The 14955-nt window shown below is 74.6% G+C and carries 10 protein-coding genes; 8 read left to right on the forward strand and 2 right to left on the reverse strand.

Features of this window, described 5'->3' with window-relative positions; genetic code table 11:
• Nucleotides 1–284: 284 nt before the first annotated feature.
• The 4 genes from AB0P17_RS20900 (at nucleotide 285) to AB0P17_RS20915 (ending at nucleotide 3790) form a co-directional block, all read left to right on the forward strand.
• Nucleotides 285–1085 carry an ABC-2 family transporter protein gene (locus AB0P17_RS20900; protein ID WP_365813018.1) on the forward strand — a complete coding sequence of 267 codons (801 nt, stop codon included), beginning with the start codon at nucleotides 285–287 and terminating at the stop codon, nucleotides 1083–1085.
• Nucleotides 1078–1989 carry an ABC transporter permease gene (locus tag AB0P17_RS20905; protein ID WP_365813020.1) on the forward strand — a complete coding sequence of 304 codons (912 nt, stop codon included), beginning with the start codon at nucleotides 1078–1080 and terminating at the stop codon, nucleotides 1987–1989. The genes AB0P17_RS20900 and AB0P17_RS20905 overlap by 8 nt, the downstream gene beginning before the upstream one ends.
• Nucleotides 1990–2057: 68 nt before the next feature.
• Nucleotides 2058–3041, forward strand: a complete 984-nt coding sequence (locus AB0P17_RS20910; protein WP_365813022.1) for an ATP-binding cassette domain-containing protein — start codon at nucleotides 2058–2060, stop codon at nucleotides 3039–3041.
• Nucleotides 3042–3073: 32 nt separating this feature from the next.
• The gene (locus AB0P17_RS20915; RefSeq protein ID WP_365813023.1) at nucleotides 3074–3790 is read left to right on the forward strand and encodes a DUF1707 domain-containing protein; all 717 of its coding nucleotides are present in this window, start codon (nucleotides 3074–3076) and stop codon (nucleotides 3788–3790) included.
• Nucleotides 3791–3869: 79 nt separating this feature from the next.
• Here the strand turns inward: AB0P17_RS20915 and AB0P17_RS20920 are convergent, their stop codons facing one another.
• Complete coding sequence (locus tag AB0P17_RS20920) at nucleotides 3870–5222, reverse strand: GDSL-type esterase/lipase family protein (RefSeq protein WP_365813025.1); 1353 nt, start codon at nucleotides 5220–5222, stop codon at nucleotides 3870–3872.
• Nucleotides 5223–5377: 155 nt separating this feature from the next.
• Here AB0P17_RS20920 and AB0P17_RS20925 point away from each other — a divergent pair, with 155 nt between their 5' ends.
• Nucleotides 5378–6868 (forward strand): DUF445 domain-containing protein, encoded by a 1491-nt coding sequence (locus AB0P17_RS20925; protein WP_365813027.1) that lies wholly within the window; start codon nucleotides 5378–5380, stop codon nucleotides 6866–6868.
• Nucleotides 6869–7058: 190 nt separating this feature from the next.
• Here the strand turns inward: AB0P17_RS20925 and AB0P17_RS20930 are convergent, their stop codons facing one another.
• Entirely contained in the window at nucleotides 7059–7724 is a 666-nt protein-coding gene (locus AB0P17_RS20930) for an ABC transporter ATP-binding protein (protein WP_365813167.1), read from the reverse strand.
• Nucleotides 7725–7988: 264 nt separating this feature from the next.
• On the opposite strand from AB0P17_RS20930, the gene AB0P17_RS20935 reads away from it, so the two are divergent.
• From AB0P17_RS20935 to AB0P17_RS20945, 3 genes are read left to right on the forward strand one after another with little or no spacing between them, the layout of a single operon-like run.
• Nucleotides 7989–10889, forward strand: a complete 2901-nt coding sequence (locus tag AB0P17_RS20935; protein ID WP_365813029.1) for an ABC transporter permease — start codon at nucleotides 7989–7991, stop codon at nucleotides 10887–10889.
• A 1-nt stretch (nucleotide 10890) separates the two neighbouring features.
• A complete protein-coding gene (locus AB0P17_RS20940; protein ID WP_365813031.1) occupies nucleotides 10891–13902 on the forward strand; it encodes an ABC transporter permease in 3012 nt (1003 codons plus the stop codon).
• Nucleotides 13899–14945 (forward strand): ABC transporter ATP-binding protein, encoded by a 1047-nt coding sequence (locus AB0P17_RS20945; RefSeq protein ID WP_365813033.1) that lies wholly within the window; start codon nucleotides 13899–13901, stop codon nucleotides 14943–14945. Before AB0P17_RS20940 ends, AB0P17_RS20945 begins: the two co-directional genes overlap by 4 nt.
• The last annotated feature ends 10 nt before the right edge of the window (nucleotides 14946–14955 follow it).

The following is a 14955-nucleotide window of genomic DNA, read 5'->3' on the forward strand; positions in this document are numbered from 1 at the left end:
AAACGCTGCGCAGCCCTATGAAACACGGCCAGAACGGCCCGGAGGGCCGGACGCGATGGGCCGGAGCGGTGGTACCCGGATATTCGGCCGGATGTCCGTCTCGATGTGCGGGCCGTGATGTCCGGGCCGCGATGTCCGGGCCGTGATGTCCGGTCCCGATATTCGGTCGCGGTGGCCTGTCCGTCCGGACTAGGGTCGTGCGCTTTGGTGCCTGCGGCCGGGCGGCCCGGGCGGGAGGAGCCCCGCGGCCGGGCGGCCCGGGACGGAAGAGAAAGGGGCCCTTCGTGCGGCTCTACTTAGCGGTGGCCGCGGGAGGGTTCCGGCGTCACGCGACGTACCGGGTGGCCACCGTGGCCGGTGTGTTCACCAACACGGTGTTCGGCTTCATCATCGCGTACACCTACACCGCCCTCTGGGACGAACGGCCCCAGCTCGGTGGTTACGACCTCTCCCAGGCCGTCACCTTCGTCTGGCTCGGCCAGGGGCTGCTGATGACCTGCGCCATGATGGGCGGCGGCTTCGAGGACGAGCTGATGGAGCGCATCCGTACCGGCGACATCGCCGTCGACCTCTACCGCCCCGCCGACCTCCAGCTCTGGTGGCTCGCCGGGGACCTGGGCCGCGCGGCCTTCCATCTGCTGGGGCGCGGCATCGCGCCGATGGTGTTCGGCTCGTTCGTCTTCGACCTGGCGATGCCGGGCTCGGCGCTGGTCTGGCCGGCGTTCCTGCTCGCCGTGTTCCTCGGGGTCGTCGTGAGCTTCGCGATCCGCTATCTCGTCGCGCTCTCCGCGTTCTGGCTGCTGGACGGCGCGGGCGTGGCGCAGATCTCGTTCCTGGCGGGGACGTTCTTCTCCGGGCTGCTGCTGCCGCTCACCCTCTTCCCCGGGGCGCTGGGCGAGATCGCGCGGGCGCTGCCCTGGTCGTCGCTGCTCCAGGTCCCCGCCGATGTCTTCCTCGGCCGGCGGGCCGGGTGGGACCTGGCGGGGGCGTACGCGTTCCAGGCCGGCTGGGCGGCGGCGCTGCTGGTGGCCGGGCGGCTGCTCCAGGGCGTGGCGACGCGCAGGGTGGTGGTCCAGGGTGGCTGACGAGACGCTGTCGGACGCCTCCGGCACCTCCGGCACTTCCGGCACTTCCGGCACCTCCCGCATCTCCGTGTGGATTCCGCGGGCCTCGCGTGCGGCGGCGCTGCGGGACGGGCTGCGGGCGTACGGACTGATCGTCGCCATGTGGATGCGCTCCACGATGACCTACCGCGCCTCCTTCGCGATGACGGCCCTCGGGAACTTCGCGGTGACCGTCCTCGACTTCGTGGCGATCCTCGTGATGTTCACGCACGTCGACGCCCTGGGCGGCTTCTCGCTGCCCGAGGTGGCCTTCCTGTACGGGACGTCCGCCACCGCCTTCGGCCTCGCCGACCTGCTCCTCGGCTCGATGGACCGGCTGGGGCGCCGGGTGCGCGACGGCACGCTCGACACGCTGCTGGTGCGGCCCGTCCCCGTACTGGCGCAGGTCGCGGCGGACCGGTTCGCGCTGCGCCGGGTGGGCCGGGTCGTCCAGGGGCTGCTGGTGCTGGGGTACGCGCTGCTCGTCGTGGACATCGACTGGACGCCCGTACGGGTGCTGATGGTGCCGGTGATGGTGCTCTGCGGGGCGGCGATCTTCGCCTCCGTGTTCGTGGCGGGCGCGGCGTTCCAGTTCTGGGCGCAGGACGCGGCCGAGGTGCAGAGCTCGTTCACGTACGGCGGGACGACGCTGCTCCAGTACCCGCCGACGGTCTTCGCGAAGGACCTGGTGCGTGGGGTGACGTTCCTGGTGCCGCTGGCCTTCGTCAACTGGATCCCGGCGCTCTACGTGCTGGGCCGGGAGAACCCGCTGGGGCTGCCCGCCGCGCTCGCGTTCCTGCCGCCGGTGGTGGCGTGCGGGTGCTGCGCGCTGGCGATGGCGGCGTGGCGGGCGGGGCTCCGGGCGTACCGCAGCACGGGGAGCTGAGCCGGGTGCGGAGGAACGGGGCTGGGACAGGAACAGGAACAAGGCAACGGAAGAGAGAGGGCACGCGGATGACGACGGACGACGGGGCGGGATTCATCGAGCTGGACGGCGTCGAGAAGGTCTTCGACGTGCGCCGGAAGACCGGCCCGCTGCGCCGCGAGAAGCACCGGGTGCGGGCCGTCGACGGCATCAGCTTCCGGGTGGAGCGCGGCGAGATGGTCGGCTACATCGGCCCGAACGGCGCCGGGAAGTCCACCACCATCAAGATGCTCACGGGCATCCTCACTCCCAGCGGTGGCCGGCTGCGGGTCGCGGGCATCGACCCGTCGCGCGAGCGTACGCGGCTGGCGCACCGCATCGGCGTGGTCTTCGGGCAGCGCACCACGCTCTGGTGGGACCTGCCGCTGATCGACTCGTACCGGCTGATGCACCGGATGTACCGGATCCCCGACGCCCGGTTCCGGACCAATCTGGAGCGGTGCGTGGAACTGCTCGACCTGGGGGAGCTGCTGGACGTACCGGTACGGCAGCTCTCGCTGGGCCAGCGGATGCGCGGCGACATCGCGGCGGCGCTGCTGCACGACCCGGAGGTGCTGTACCTGGACGAGCCGACGATCGGGCTCGACGTGGTCTCCAAGGCGAAGGTGCGGGAGTTCCTGCGTGACCTGAACGCCGAGCGCGCGACGACGGTGCTGCTGACCACCCACGACCTGACCGACATCGAGCAGCTCTGCCGCCGGGTGATGGTCATCGACCACGGGCGGCTGCTGTACGACGGGGCCCTGGCCGGGCTGCACGAGGTGGGGGAGAGCGAACGGACGCTCGTCGTCGACCTGGAGCGCGAACTGCCGCCGGTCGACGTGGCGGGCGCGGCGGCGCGGGTGGTGAAGGTGGAGGGGCCGCGGCAGTGGCTGGCGTTCCCGGCGACGGAGTCGGCGGCGCCGCTGGTCGCACGGATCGCGGCGGAGTATCCGCTGGTGGATCTCTCGGTACGGGAGCCGGACATCGAGTCGGTCATCGCCAAGATGTACGCGGATCGATCAGCTGTGTGACGTGGGCCTCAGGGGGTGGCTAGTCTGCTCCTATGACGAGTGAACGGCCTGAGACGCGTGCCTCCGACGCCGAGCGTGAGCAGGTGGCGGAGCGGCTCCGTGAGGCGATGGCCGAGGGCCGGCTCACGATGGAGGAGTTCGACGAGCGGCTCGGGGTGGCCTACAAGGCGCGTACGCACGGCGAGTTGGTTCCGCTGGTACGGGACCTTCCCGCGCCCGGGACGACGACGGACGTGGCGCGGATCGCGGACGGCGCCGTGGCCCGGGACGGGGACGGGGAGAGCGCCCCGACCTCCTGGGCCGACCGCATCGGCCGCGAACCGGCCACGTCCAAGGGCGCGTTCGCGTTCTGGGGCGGGTTCGGCCGCAGGGGGACGTGGACGGTGGGCCGGAAGTTCACGGCGGTCGTCTTGCAGGCGGGCGGCGAGATCGATCTGCGCGAGGCCCGGTTCGAGGACCGCGACGTGGTGATCCGCTGCTACACCATTATGGGTGGTGTCCATGTCACGGTTCCGCCGGACATGGACGTCGAGGTCAGGGGCTTCGGCCTGATGGGCGGCTTCGGCGAGGCGCCGCACGACGGATCGGCGGTGAGCCCCGGCTCGCCGCGGGTGATCGTCACCGGGTTCGCGCTGATGGGCGGGGTCGGGGTGGAGCGCAAGCTCCGGGACGCGGAGAAGCGCAGGCTCAAGGAGGAGCGCAAGCGCCAGAAGCTGGAGAAGAAGGCGGAGCGGAAGGAACTGGACTGACCGTCCCGTCTCCGCCCGCTTCCGGTCATGGTCGCGCTTTTATTTCCGCCTCCGGCTCCGCCTCCGTCTCCGCCGCCGACTACAGCTCGGCGGGGGCCTTCGCCTCCAGCAGTTCGAGGCTGAGCGAGCGGCCCATCGCCCGGTATCCGGCGTCGCTCGGGTGCAGGCCGTCGCCCGAGTCGTACAGCGGCCTGATCCGCTGCGGGGCGTACGGGTCACGCACCACCCGGTCGAAGTCCACGACGTCGTCGAAGACCCCGCCCGCCCTGATCTCCGCGTTCACCCGCTCCCGTACGGACTCGGCGGCCGGGCTGTACCCGCGATGGGCGCCGAACGGCGTCAGCGTCGAGCCGATGACACGCAGCCCGCGCGCGTGCGCCTGCCGGGTCAGCTCCCTGAGCCCGGCGGTGATCCTGGCCGGGTCGCGCTCGCCGCCGCGCAGGATGTCGTTGACGCCGAGGTCGATGACGACGGTCCGGGCCCCGGCGCGTTCGAGGACGTCGCGGGAGAAGCGGGAGACACCGCTCGCGCCCTTCCGGTCCCGTACGGAGTCCGCCAGGACCCGGTTGCCGCCGATGCCCTCGTTGAGCACGGCGATGTCCCGGTCGCGCAGCCGGGCCGCGAGGATGTCCGGCCAGCGGTGGTTCGCGTCGAGGCGGGAGCCCACACCGTCGGTGATCGAGTCGCCGAAGGCGACCACGGCCCCCCGCGCGTCGCGGTTCTGGACGTCGACGGCGGTCAGGTACCGCCAGGCCGTGCTCGGCTCGGTGTACGGGACCCCGGTGGTGTCCCGCGTGTGGTCGCCGTCGGCGAGGTACGAGGTCTGGAGCGCGTACGGGTGGTACGTGACGGGCCCGCTCGCGACCGGTGTGTGGAGCGTGACCAGCAGATCGCCGTCGTAGGGCACGCGCATCACCACCGGGTCGCTGATGATCTGCCCGCCCGCCGGTATGGTCACCGCGGCCCGCCCGCCGAAGGAGAGCTGCCGCAGGGTCCCTTCGGCCGCGCGCGGGCCGCCCGCGCCGACCGCGACGGAGGCGTGGCCGACCAGGAGGGCGCTGGGGCTGTAGAGGTTGGAGAGGGTGACCCGGACGCCGGTACCGCCGATGGTGGTGTGCACGACGTTACGGATGGAACGCCCGGGATAGCCGTACGGGACGCCCTTCTCGGCCCCGGCCGGGGCGGTGGCCCACGTTCCCGTCCAGGCGTCGGCGGAGGCGGGCGCGGCCCGGCCGCCGGTGGACGGGGCCTGGGCCCGCGCCTCTCCCGTACCGCCGCCGCCCGTCGCCGCGCCGTTCGAGCCATCCGTGGGGCCGGAGGGGAGCTCCGGCCCGACGGTCAGCAGGCCGAACCCGCCGAATATGGCGGCGCACACCAGCGCCACCACCCCTATCAGCCCCCCGAGCAGGGCAAATCCGCGCTGTCTGGTCATGTCCCCCGTATCCCCTCACCCCTGCGTTCACCACCATCATCCGGCATCGCCCGGGGAACTCGACGCGCGCCCCGGGAGTACGTCAGGAAGGGACAATGTGTACGAGTGGGTCCGGTCACGAGGCCCATGAGTGTGTACGCGGACGGGTGGAGCGGATGGAACGTACGGATCCGGACAAGTCGGCTCCGCGTAAAGAGCTGACGCCGGGAGCGGCAGGGACGACAGGCACGACAGGCGAGGCGGGGACGGCAGGCACGGCAGGCGAGGCGGGGACGGCAGGCGAGGCGGGGACGGCAGGCGAGGCGGGGGCCGCCGGGCCGGCCGGGGTGCCCGGGACGGCGGCCTCCGGCGGGCCGGGCGCCAGGCGGCCGACGACCCTGCCCGGCTTCTCCTACACGGCCGCCGACGAGGAGAAGCGGCGCGGCGTGCGCCGGATGAAGGCCACCGCCACCGGCCTGCTCCTGTTCGTCGCGCTGGTCTTCGTCCTCGCCACCTGGGCGAAGAACTCCGGCGCGGGCCCCTGGGCCGGTTATGTCGCCGCGGCGGCCGAGGCGGGCATGGTCGGCGCGCTGGCCGACTGGTTCGCGGTGACGGCGCTCTTCCGGCATCCGCTGGGCCTGCCCATCCCGCACACCGCGATCATCCCGCACAAGAAGGACCAGCTCGGCGCCTCGCTGGGCTCCTTCGTCGGGGAGAACTTCCTCTCCGCCGACGTCGTACGCGGCAGGCTGCGCGCCCTCGGCATCGGCGGCCGGCTCGGTACCTGGCTCGCCGAGCCCGACCACGCCGACCGCGTCACCGCCGAGCTGGCGACGGCGCTGCGCGGCGCCCTCACCGTCCTGCGGGACGCGGATGTCCAGGCCGTCGTCGGCGAGGCGATCACCCGCCGCGCGGACGCCGCCGAGATCGCGCCGGGCATCGGGAAGACGCTGGACAAGGTCGTCGCCGACGGCGCCCACCACCGGGCCGTCGACCTGATCTGCGCGCGGGCGCACGACTGGCTGGTGGAGCACGGCGACTCGGTCATGGACGCGGTCCAGGGCGGCGCTCCGGGGTGGACGCCGCGCTTCGTGGACCGCAGGATCGGGGACCGCGTCTACAAGGAGCTGGTGCGCTTCGTCACCGAGATGCGCGACATGCCGACGCACCCGGCGCGCGGCGCGATCGACCGCTTCCTGCGCGACTTCGCCGCCGACCTCCAGTCGGACACGGAGACCCGGGCGCGGGTCGAGCGGCTGAAGTCGGAGCTGCTGGCGCGGCCCGAGGTGCAGGACATCATCGCCTCGGCCTGGGCATCCGTACGCACCATGATCATCTCGGCGGCCGAGGACGACCGCAGCGAGCTGCGCCTGCGGGCGCGCGCCTCGCTGCTCTCGCTGGGCAGCCGGCTGGCGACGGACGACCGGCTCCAGGGGAAGGTGGACGGATGGGTCGAGGACGCGGCGGCGTATCTCGTCTCCACGTACCGGGGCGAGATCACCTCGCTGATCTCGGAGACCGTCGCGAGCTGGGACGCCGCCGACACGTCGAAGAAGATCGAGGCCAACATCGGCCGGGACCTCCAGTTCATCCGGATCAACGGCACGGTGGTCGGGGCGCTGGCCGGGCTGCTGATCTACACGGTGTCGCACGCGCTGGGCGGCTGACGAACCGGGCCCCTGCCCGATCGTAAAAAAGTGCTGGGCGCGTGTACCGGACCCTGTCGTCCGTTCACGCGCCCAGCCACCATGGGGGAGTTGCCATGGAGTACGCGGCCCGGCCCCGGGGTGTTCAACGCGTACGAAAAAACTTTTCTGCGGCTCGCCTCGGGACGTCGGGACGAGGGATGGCGCGCCGCTACGGGACGATCCGGCCGTCGCTCAGCTCGACCACCCGGTCGGCCAGTTCGAGCAACTGAGGGTCGTGCGTGGCGACCAGCGCGGTCGCGCCCTCGCTCCGTACGACCGTACGCAGCAGCTCCATCACCGCGAGCCCGGTGTGCGCGTCCAGTTGGGCGGTCGGCTCGTCGGCGATCAGCAGGGCCGGCCGGTTGGCGAGGGCGCGGGCGATGGCCACCCGCTGCTGCTGACCGCCGGAGAGTTCGCCCGGGCGCTGCGCCGCGTGGTCGGTGAGGCCGACGAGGGCCAGCAGCAGCGCCACCCGCTCCTCGCGCTCGCGCGCCTCCGCCTTGCGCAGCCGCAGCGGCACGCCCACGTTCTCCGCCGCGGTGAGGATGGGGATCAGGCCGAACGACTGGAAGACGAATCCGACGCGGTCGCGGCGGAGTTCCAGGAGTTCGTTCCCGCCGAGTGACGAGAGGTCGGTGCCGTCGACGACGACCCGGCCCCGGTCCGGCGCGTCCAGGCCGCCGATCAGATTGAGCAGTGTGGTCTTGCCGGCCCCGGACCGCCCTTTGAGGGCGACCAGTTCACCCCGCGGGATGTCGAGGGAGGCGCCGCGCAGCGCGTGGACGGCGGTGGGACCGGTGCCGTACGAGCGGTGCAGATCCTGGACGCTGACCATCGGGCCGGTGGTGCCGGGGGGTGGGGTGGTGTTCCGCCCGGCGCTGGTGTCGTGCGTGCTGGTGTGTTCCGTCATGGGCGCATCCCCCGCGCGTCGTGGCCTGTGGTTGTCGCCCGGCCACAGTATGTGCGGGCACCGCAGGGTAGGCAATGGGCTGGTTTTCTGTTTGGCTGGGCGTGGATCAACAGGGGAGACCCGGGATCAACGGGGAGATCCGGAGAGGGAGCCGTTCTGCCGGACGGCGCACGGGGTGTCGGGGGAAGTGTGACGGGGTTCGTCTTTCTGCGCGCGGCGGGGCATCGGCTGCTGCTGGCCGCCGCGCTGCTCGCGGTGGTGCTGACCACCTGTGTGCTCGCCTCCCTCACCGCGTTCTCCACCTCGGTCGGGGACACCGCCCTGCGCGAGACGCTGCGCGGCCGGGACGCCGCCTCCGCCGTGCTCGTCATCAGCGCGGACGTCCCGGAGCGGGAGCGGGACGCGGCGCAGCGTGCCGTGGTCCGGGGCGCGCAAGAGTCGTTCGACGGGCTGCCCGTGACCGTACGGAAGCTGGAGCGCTCGGGACCGTACGCGCTGCCCGGGACGCGGCGGGCGTCCTCCGCGCCCGCGGCCGGGGAGAAGCCGGACCTGACCCACTTCGCCGCCCTGGACCGCTCCCGGATCACCCTGGTGGCGGGCGAGCTGCCGGGCACGGGTGCGAACGCGGGCACGGACGTTGGCACGGGTACGGGCGCGGACGCCGGTACGGGCGCCGGTGCGACCATCCCCGTGGCCCTGCCCGAAGAGGTCGCCCGGCGGCTGGAGTTGGCCCCGGGCGCGCGGATCGCGCTCACCGACCGGCTCACCGACGACCGGCTGACCGTCCGGATCACCGGTGTGTACCGCGCCACCGACCCCACCGACCCGTACTGGCGGCTGGACGCGCTCGGCGGACGCGGCATCCGCGAGGTCGACTTCACCACCTACGGCCCGCTCCTCACGGACGCGTCCGTCCTCGCCGCCGGGCAGGTCTCGCGCGCCGCCACCGGCTGGCTGGCCGCCGCCGACTACCGGGGCATCACCACCGACCGGCTCGCCGCCCTGCGCACCGCCGCCACCCAGGTCCCCGAGCGGCTGCGGGAGGAACCGGCGCTCGGCGGCGCCGCGACGGTGACCACCGCGCTGCCGGCCCTCCTCGACCGGACCGAGCGGGCACTGCTGGTGTCCCGGTCCACCCTGGTCATCGTCGCGCTCCAGCTGCTGCTGCTCGCCGCCTACACCCTGCTCCTGGTGGCCCGGTCGCTCGGCGCGGAACGGGCGGGCGAGACCGGCCTGTTGCGGGCGCGCGGTGCCTCGCGCGCCCGGCTGGCCGCGCTCGCCGCCACCGAGGCGCTGCTCCTGGCGCTCCCGGCGGCCCTCTGCGCCCCGCTCCTCGCGGCCCCGCTGACCGGCCTGTTCGCCCGCTCGTCCGCGCCCGCCGACGGCGCGGCGAGCGCGGGGACCGGCCCCGGTGACCTGCCGCCCTGGCCGGTGTGGCTGGTCGCGGCGGCGGTCGCCCTCGGCTGCGCGGCGGTCGTCGTCCTGCCCGCCCTCGCCGGGAACGCCGGGGCACCCGGGACCGCCGAGGCGACCGGCGGCGGGCGCGGCCGGGCCGCCGCCCTGCCCGCACCCGTACGGGCGGGCGCCGACCTCGCGCTGCTGGTGGTCGCGGCCCTGGCCTACTGGCAGTTGGACCGGGGGACCGGCACCGGGACGGGAGCCCTCGGCAGCGACCGCGAGGGCCGCCTCGGCATCGACCCGCTGCTCGTCGCCGCGCCCGCGCTGGCACTGCTCGCCGGTACGGTGCTCACCCTGCGCCTGCTGCCGCCCCTGGCCCGGCTCGCCGAGCGCCGCGCCGCGCGCAGCCGTGCGCTGCCCGGCGCGCTGGCCGCCCACCGCCTCGCCCGCCGGTCGCTGCTCGGCGCCGGGCCCGCCCTGCTGCTGGTCCTCGCGGTGGCGACGGGCATGCTCGCCCTCGGGCAGAGCGCGTCGTGGGACCGTTCGCAGCGCGACCAGGCGGACTTCGCCACGGGCGCGTCGGTACGCGTCCTGGACGGCCGGCCCGCCGACCCCGGCCAGGCCGCTCGCTACGCCGCGCTGCCGGGCGTACGGCAGGCAGCCGCCGCCCACCGTACGGACACGAGCCTCTCCGGCGGCCTGTCGGCGACCGTGATCGCGCTGGACACGGCACACGCCGAGGAACGCATGCTGCTGCGCGCCGATCTCGCCGACGAGCCCGCGGAAAGCCTGCTGAGCGGCGTTTCGGGCCCCGCCGCCGCCCCGGAGCGGATCGCCGCCGTCGCCACCGACGCCTTCCTCCGCGCCACCGGGGCCGGCCGCGGCGACGGCGTCGACCTGACGCTGGCGGGCCGTCAGGTGCGGGTGACCATCGTGAAGACGGTACGGGAGCTGCCCACCACCGGGACCACGGCGAACGCCGGGACGAGCCAGGCCCAGGACCCGGCCCAGGACCCGGCCCAGGACACGGACGCGAACACCACCAGCGGCGGCGCCGTCCTCGTCGACCTGCGCGCTGTCAACACCGCCCTCGCCGCCCGCACCGACCGCCCCCTCGCCCCCAACGAGTGGTGGCTGAGCACCGCCCCGGGCGCCGCCGCGCAGGTCGCCGCCGCGCTCCGGGACCGCTCCGACGGCACCGAGCCCGCCCGGGTGCTCGTACGCGACGAGACGGCGGCCGGACTGCTCGGCGACCCGCTCGGCGACGGGCCGCGCTCCGCGCTGATCGCCGTCGCGCTGGCCGCCGCCGCGCTCTCCGCCGTGGGCTTCGCGGTCGGCGCCGCCGCCTCCCTGCGCGAGCGGACCGCCGAACTCGCCGTCCTGCGCGCCCTCGGAGCGCCCCGCCGGGGACTCGCCCGGCTGGTCGTGACGGAACAGGGCGTGCTGATCGGCATCGGCCTGGCCGTCGGGGCGGCGCTCGGCGTCCTGCTGACGCGGGCGCTCGTCCCGCTGACCGTGCTGACCTCCGGCGCGGCCCGGCCCGTCCCCCAGGTGCTCGTGGAACTCCCGCTGCCCCAGGTGACCCTGTTCCTCGCGGGCGTCGCGGCCGTGCCCCTGCTGATCACCGCCGTCCTCGCCGCCCGGCGCGGCGCCGGCCTCGCGGCCGCGCTCCGCCACCAGAGGGACCACTGACATGACCCGTACGCACGGACCCACCACCCCCGAGCCCACCACCCCCGGCCCTGTCGCCTCCAAACCCACCCCCGCACCGCCCCGGAAGGCGGGCGGTACGCGCCCCGTCGCCCCCTGGGTCCGCACCCGGCTGCGGACCGCGCCCGGGGTCGCCGCCGCCTTCGGGGCGCTCGTCCTGCTCACGGCCTTCCTCGCCGCCGCGTTCCCCCGGGCCGTCGACGCGTACGAGACCGACGGGCTGCGCCGCGAGATCGCCGGCACGCCCGCCACCAACACCATGGTGCAACTGACCGCTCCCCAGGCGGGCCTGGAGATCCCCGAGCCCCAGCGGGTGGCCGCGATGCTCCCCGACGCGCTCGAAGCCGTGCACCGGCAGGCGGCGCGGAGCCTGCCGAGCCCGCTGCGGGTGGACCTCGGCCAGTCCGCCTACGGGGTACGCACCGGCGAACCCCTGACCGGCATGGACCGCTGGCTGCCGCGTCCCGAGGGGTATCCGCCCCGCTTCACCCTCGCCACGCAGTCGGACGTGGCCGCGCACGCCACCGTACGGAGCGGACGCCTGCCCTCCGCCGGGCCGGACGTCGGCCCGCGCACGACGGAGCTGGAGGCCGCCGTGACCACGGCGACCGCCCGCGAACTGCGGTTGCGCGTCGGCTCCGTACTCAACCTGAGTGACCGTCACGGGACGCAGGCCCTCACGGTACGGATCACCGGCCTGGTCGAACCCCGCGCCCCCGGGGGAAGCTACTGGTCCGCCGAACCGCTCCTGCGCACCCCGGGGCTGAACGCCCTGCCGACCCTGCCGCCCGCGCTCCGCTGGGAGGCCGGGCTGCTGCTGGCGCCCGAGGCCGCGCCCGCGCTCCTCGGCACCCGTACGGAGGCGGAGAAGTACTGGCGCTTCGCCCCCGTCACCGGCGGACTGACCGCCGCGGACGCGGTGGAGCTGGAGCGGCGGACCGCGTCCCTGGAAAGCGGCCCCGACCTGCTGCGGATGCGGGAGCTCGCGGGCGGGAACGCGGTCGTGCGGACCGGCCTCGGCACGGTCGTCGGCTCCCATCTCGCGACGCGCGAGGAGATCGCGCGCGTGGTCGTCGTCGCGGCCTTCGGGATCGGCACCGTCGCCGCCGTCGTCCTCGCCATGGCGGGCGGTCTGATCGCCGCGGGCCGCACCGCCGAACTCGCCCTGCTGCGCTCGCGCGGCGGCTCCCTGCTCGGCATCGGCGGCCGGCTGCTCGCCGAGAGCGCCGTGATCGCGCTGCCCGCCGCCGGGGCCGGGCTGCTGCTCGCGGTGCTCCTGGTTGACGGGACCGGAACCGGGGCCGAGGCTGGCGGCGCGACCGGGGTACGCCTGCTGCCCGCCGTGTTCGCCGCGTCCGCCGTCGCGCTGCTGGCCTGCGTGGTGCTCCCGCTGCGCGCCGTTCCACCACTGCGCGGGGCGCGCGCGTACGGGGGCCGCGAGGACCTGGCGGCGGCCCGCCCGAGCCGCCGCCGTACCGTGGCCGAACTGACCCTGCTCCTGCTGGCCGTGGCCTCGGTGGCGGCGCTGCGCCGCCGGGGCACGTCGGACTCCGCGGGCACGGCCGGCTCGTCCGGCTCATCCGGTGGCGCGGGCGACCTGCTGGTGAGCGCGGCCCCCGTCCTGGTGGCGCTGATCGCCGCGTTCGTCCTCGTACGGCTCTACCCGCTGCCCCTGCGCTTCGCGGCCCGTCCGGCGGCGCGGCTGCGCGGGGCGATCGGTTTCCTGGCGCTGGCGCGCGCGGGCCGCTCCCCGGCGTCGTCGACCGCGCTGCCGCTGCTGGCCCTGCTCATCGCGCTGACGACGGCGGCGTTCGGCGGCTCCGTACTGTCCGGGATCACCGAGGCCCGCGACCGGGCCGCCCTGCTGGGCGTCGGCGCGGACGCGCGGATCTCCACCCCGCGCGACGCCCTGCCGCTGCCCGCGGGCGCGGAACGGGCGGCGCGCCAGGTGGACGGCGTACGGGACGTGGCGCCGGTACGGATCGACACGCTCGCGGAACCGAAACCGTCCACGGAGACCGGAACCGGGACCGGGACCGGAGACGGGACCGCCACCGGGACGGAGGCCGCGGCCGAGCTGCAGAAGCCCGTCACCCTGATCGGCGTCGAACCCGGCACCTACGCCCGGCTGGCCCGGCATCAGGACCTCGGGGCGTTCCCCGCCGACGCGCTGACGGCGCGCGGCCGGGACGGCGTGGTGAACGCGGTGGCGTCCCCCGGCACCGCCGAGCGGCTGGGCACGGAGCCGCGCCGGATCGTCTCGTCGGCGGGTGAGATCACCGTACGGATCACCACGGTCCGGCCCCACACCCCGGCCGCCCCGCGCTCCGAGTTCCTGCTGGTGGACAGCGCGGCCCTGACGGCGGCGGCACCGACGACCCTGCTGGTCACGGGAGACCGGCTGGACGGAGGAGAGCTGCGGGCGGCGGCGAGGGACGCCCAGTCCGGGGAGGAAGCCGGGGCCGGGGCCGCCGCCTCCCCGAACCGGTTCCAGGCCCCGGAGGTGAGCCTGCTGAGCGAGGAGCGGGCGGGGTTCACCGCGTCGTCGCTCCAGTCGGGCGCCGAGCTGATCTACACCGTCGCCGTCCTGGCCGGCGCGGCCTACGCGGTCATCGCCCTCCTCCTCTCCCTCCTGCACACCGCGCCCGAACGCCGCGCCCTGCTCGCCCGGCTGCGCACCATGGGCCTCACCACCCGCCAGGGCCGCCAACTGCTGGGCCTGGAAGCCCTGCCGCAGGCGCTGCTGGCCGCCGGGGGCGGCATCCTCGTCGGCTGGTCCACCATCCGGCTGCTGGCCCCCGGCATCGACCTGGCCCAGCTCGCCGTGGCCTCCGCGTCCTCGGTGGGCGGCGTGACGCTCCGTACGGACATCTGGTCCCTGGGGCTCCCGGCGGCCGGGGTGCTGCTCCTCGCGGGAGCGGTCGCCGCCGGTCAGGCATGGTGGGCGGGCAGACGCGGATCGATCACAGAACTGAGAGTGGGAGACGCGCGATGACGAAACCGACCCGGACCCCCCGCCCCGACCCCTCCGAGCCCACACCCACCTCCACACCCACCTCGACGCCCACCCTCAGTGAGCTGGAACGGCAGGCGACGGCGCACCGCGACCGCCCCTCCTACGGGCACGACGCGCTGATCACCTGCGACCGGCTGGTCCGGGTCTTCACCACCGACGGCGTGGAGGTCCAGGCGCTCCAGGGGCTCGATCTCACCGTCCAGGAGGGCGAGTTGATGGCCCTGGTGGGGGCGTCCGGCAGCGGCAAGTCCACGCTGATGAACATCCTCGCGGGCCTGGACGTCCCCACGGCCGGCGCGGCCCGGGTCGCGGGCCGCGATCTGCTCGCGATGGACGCGAAGGTCCGCCTGGGCTACCGCCGCGAGGTGGTCGGCTTCGTCTGGCAGCAGACGGCGCGCAATCTCCTCCCGTACCTGACCGCGGTCCAGAACATCGCCCTGCCGATGCAGCTACGGGGCCGCCGCGGCCCGCGGGGCGCCGAACGGCCGCGCGCCGCCCGCACGTCGAGGGCGAAGGGCGAGCGGGCGAGGGAACTCCTCGCGATGCTGGATGTGACCGACTGCGCGGACCGCCGCCCGCACCAGCTCTCCGGCGGCCAGCAGCAGCGCGTGGCGATCGCCGTGGCCCTGGCCAACTCCCCGTCCGTACTCCTCGCCGACGAACCGACCGGCGAGCTGGACTCGGCGTCGGGCGAGCAGGTCTTCGCGGCGTTCCGCCGGGCCAACGAGGAACTGGGGACGACGATCGTGATCGTCACGCACGACCAGGCGGTCGAGGACGAGGTCCGCCGTACGGTCGCGATCCGTGACGGCCGTACGTCGTCCGAGGTCCTGCGGCGTACGGAGATCGACGCGGAGGGCCAGGAGTCGGTGGTGGCCCGGGAGTACGCGATGCTGGACCGGGCCGGCCGGCTCCAGCTGCCCGCGGAGTACACGGCGGCGCTCGGCATGGAGCAGCGGGTGCTGCTGGAGCTGGAGCAGGATCACATCCAGGTGTGGCCGGACGGCCCCGCCTCCGCATAGAGGTGTGTGC

Origin of the sequence: Streptomyces sp. NPDC088124 (assembly GCF_040685895.1) — a bacterium.
In the GTDB taxonomy this organism is placed as follows: Bacteria; Actinomycetota; Actinomycetes; order Streptomycetales; family Streptomycetaceae; genus Streptomyces.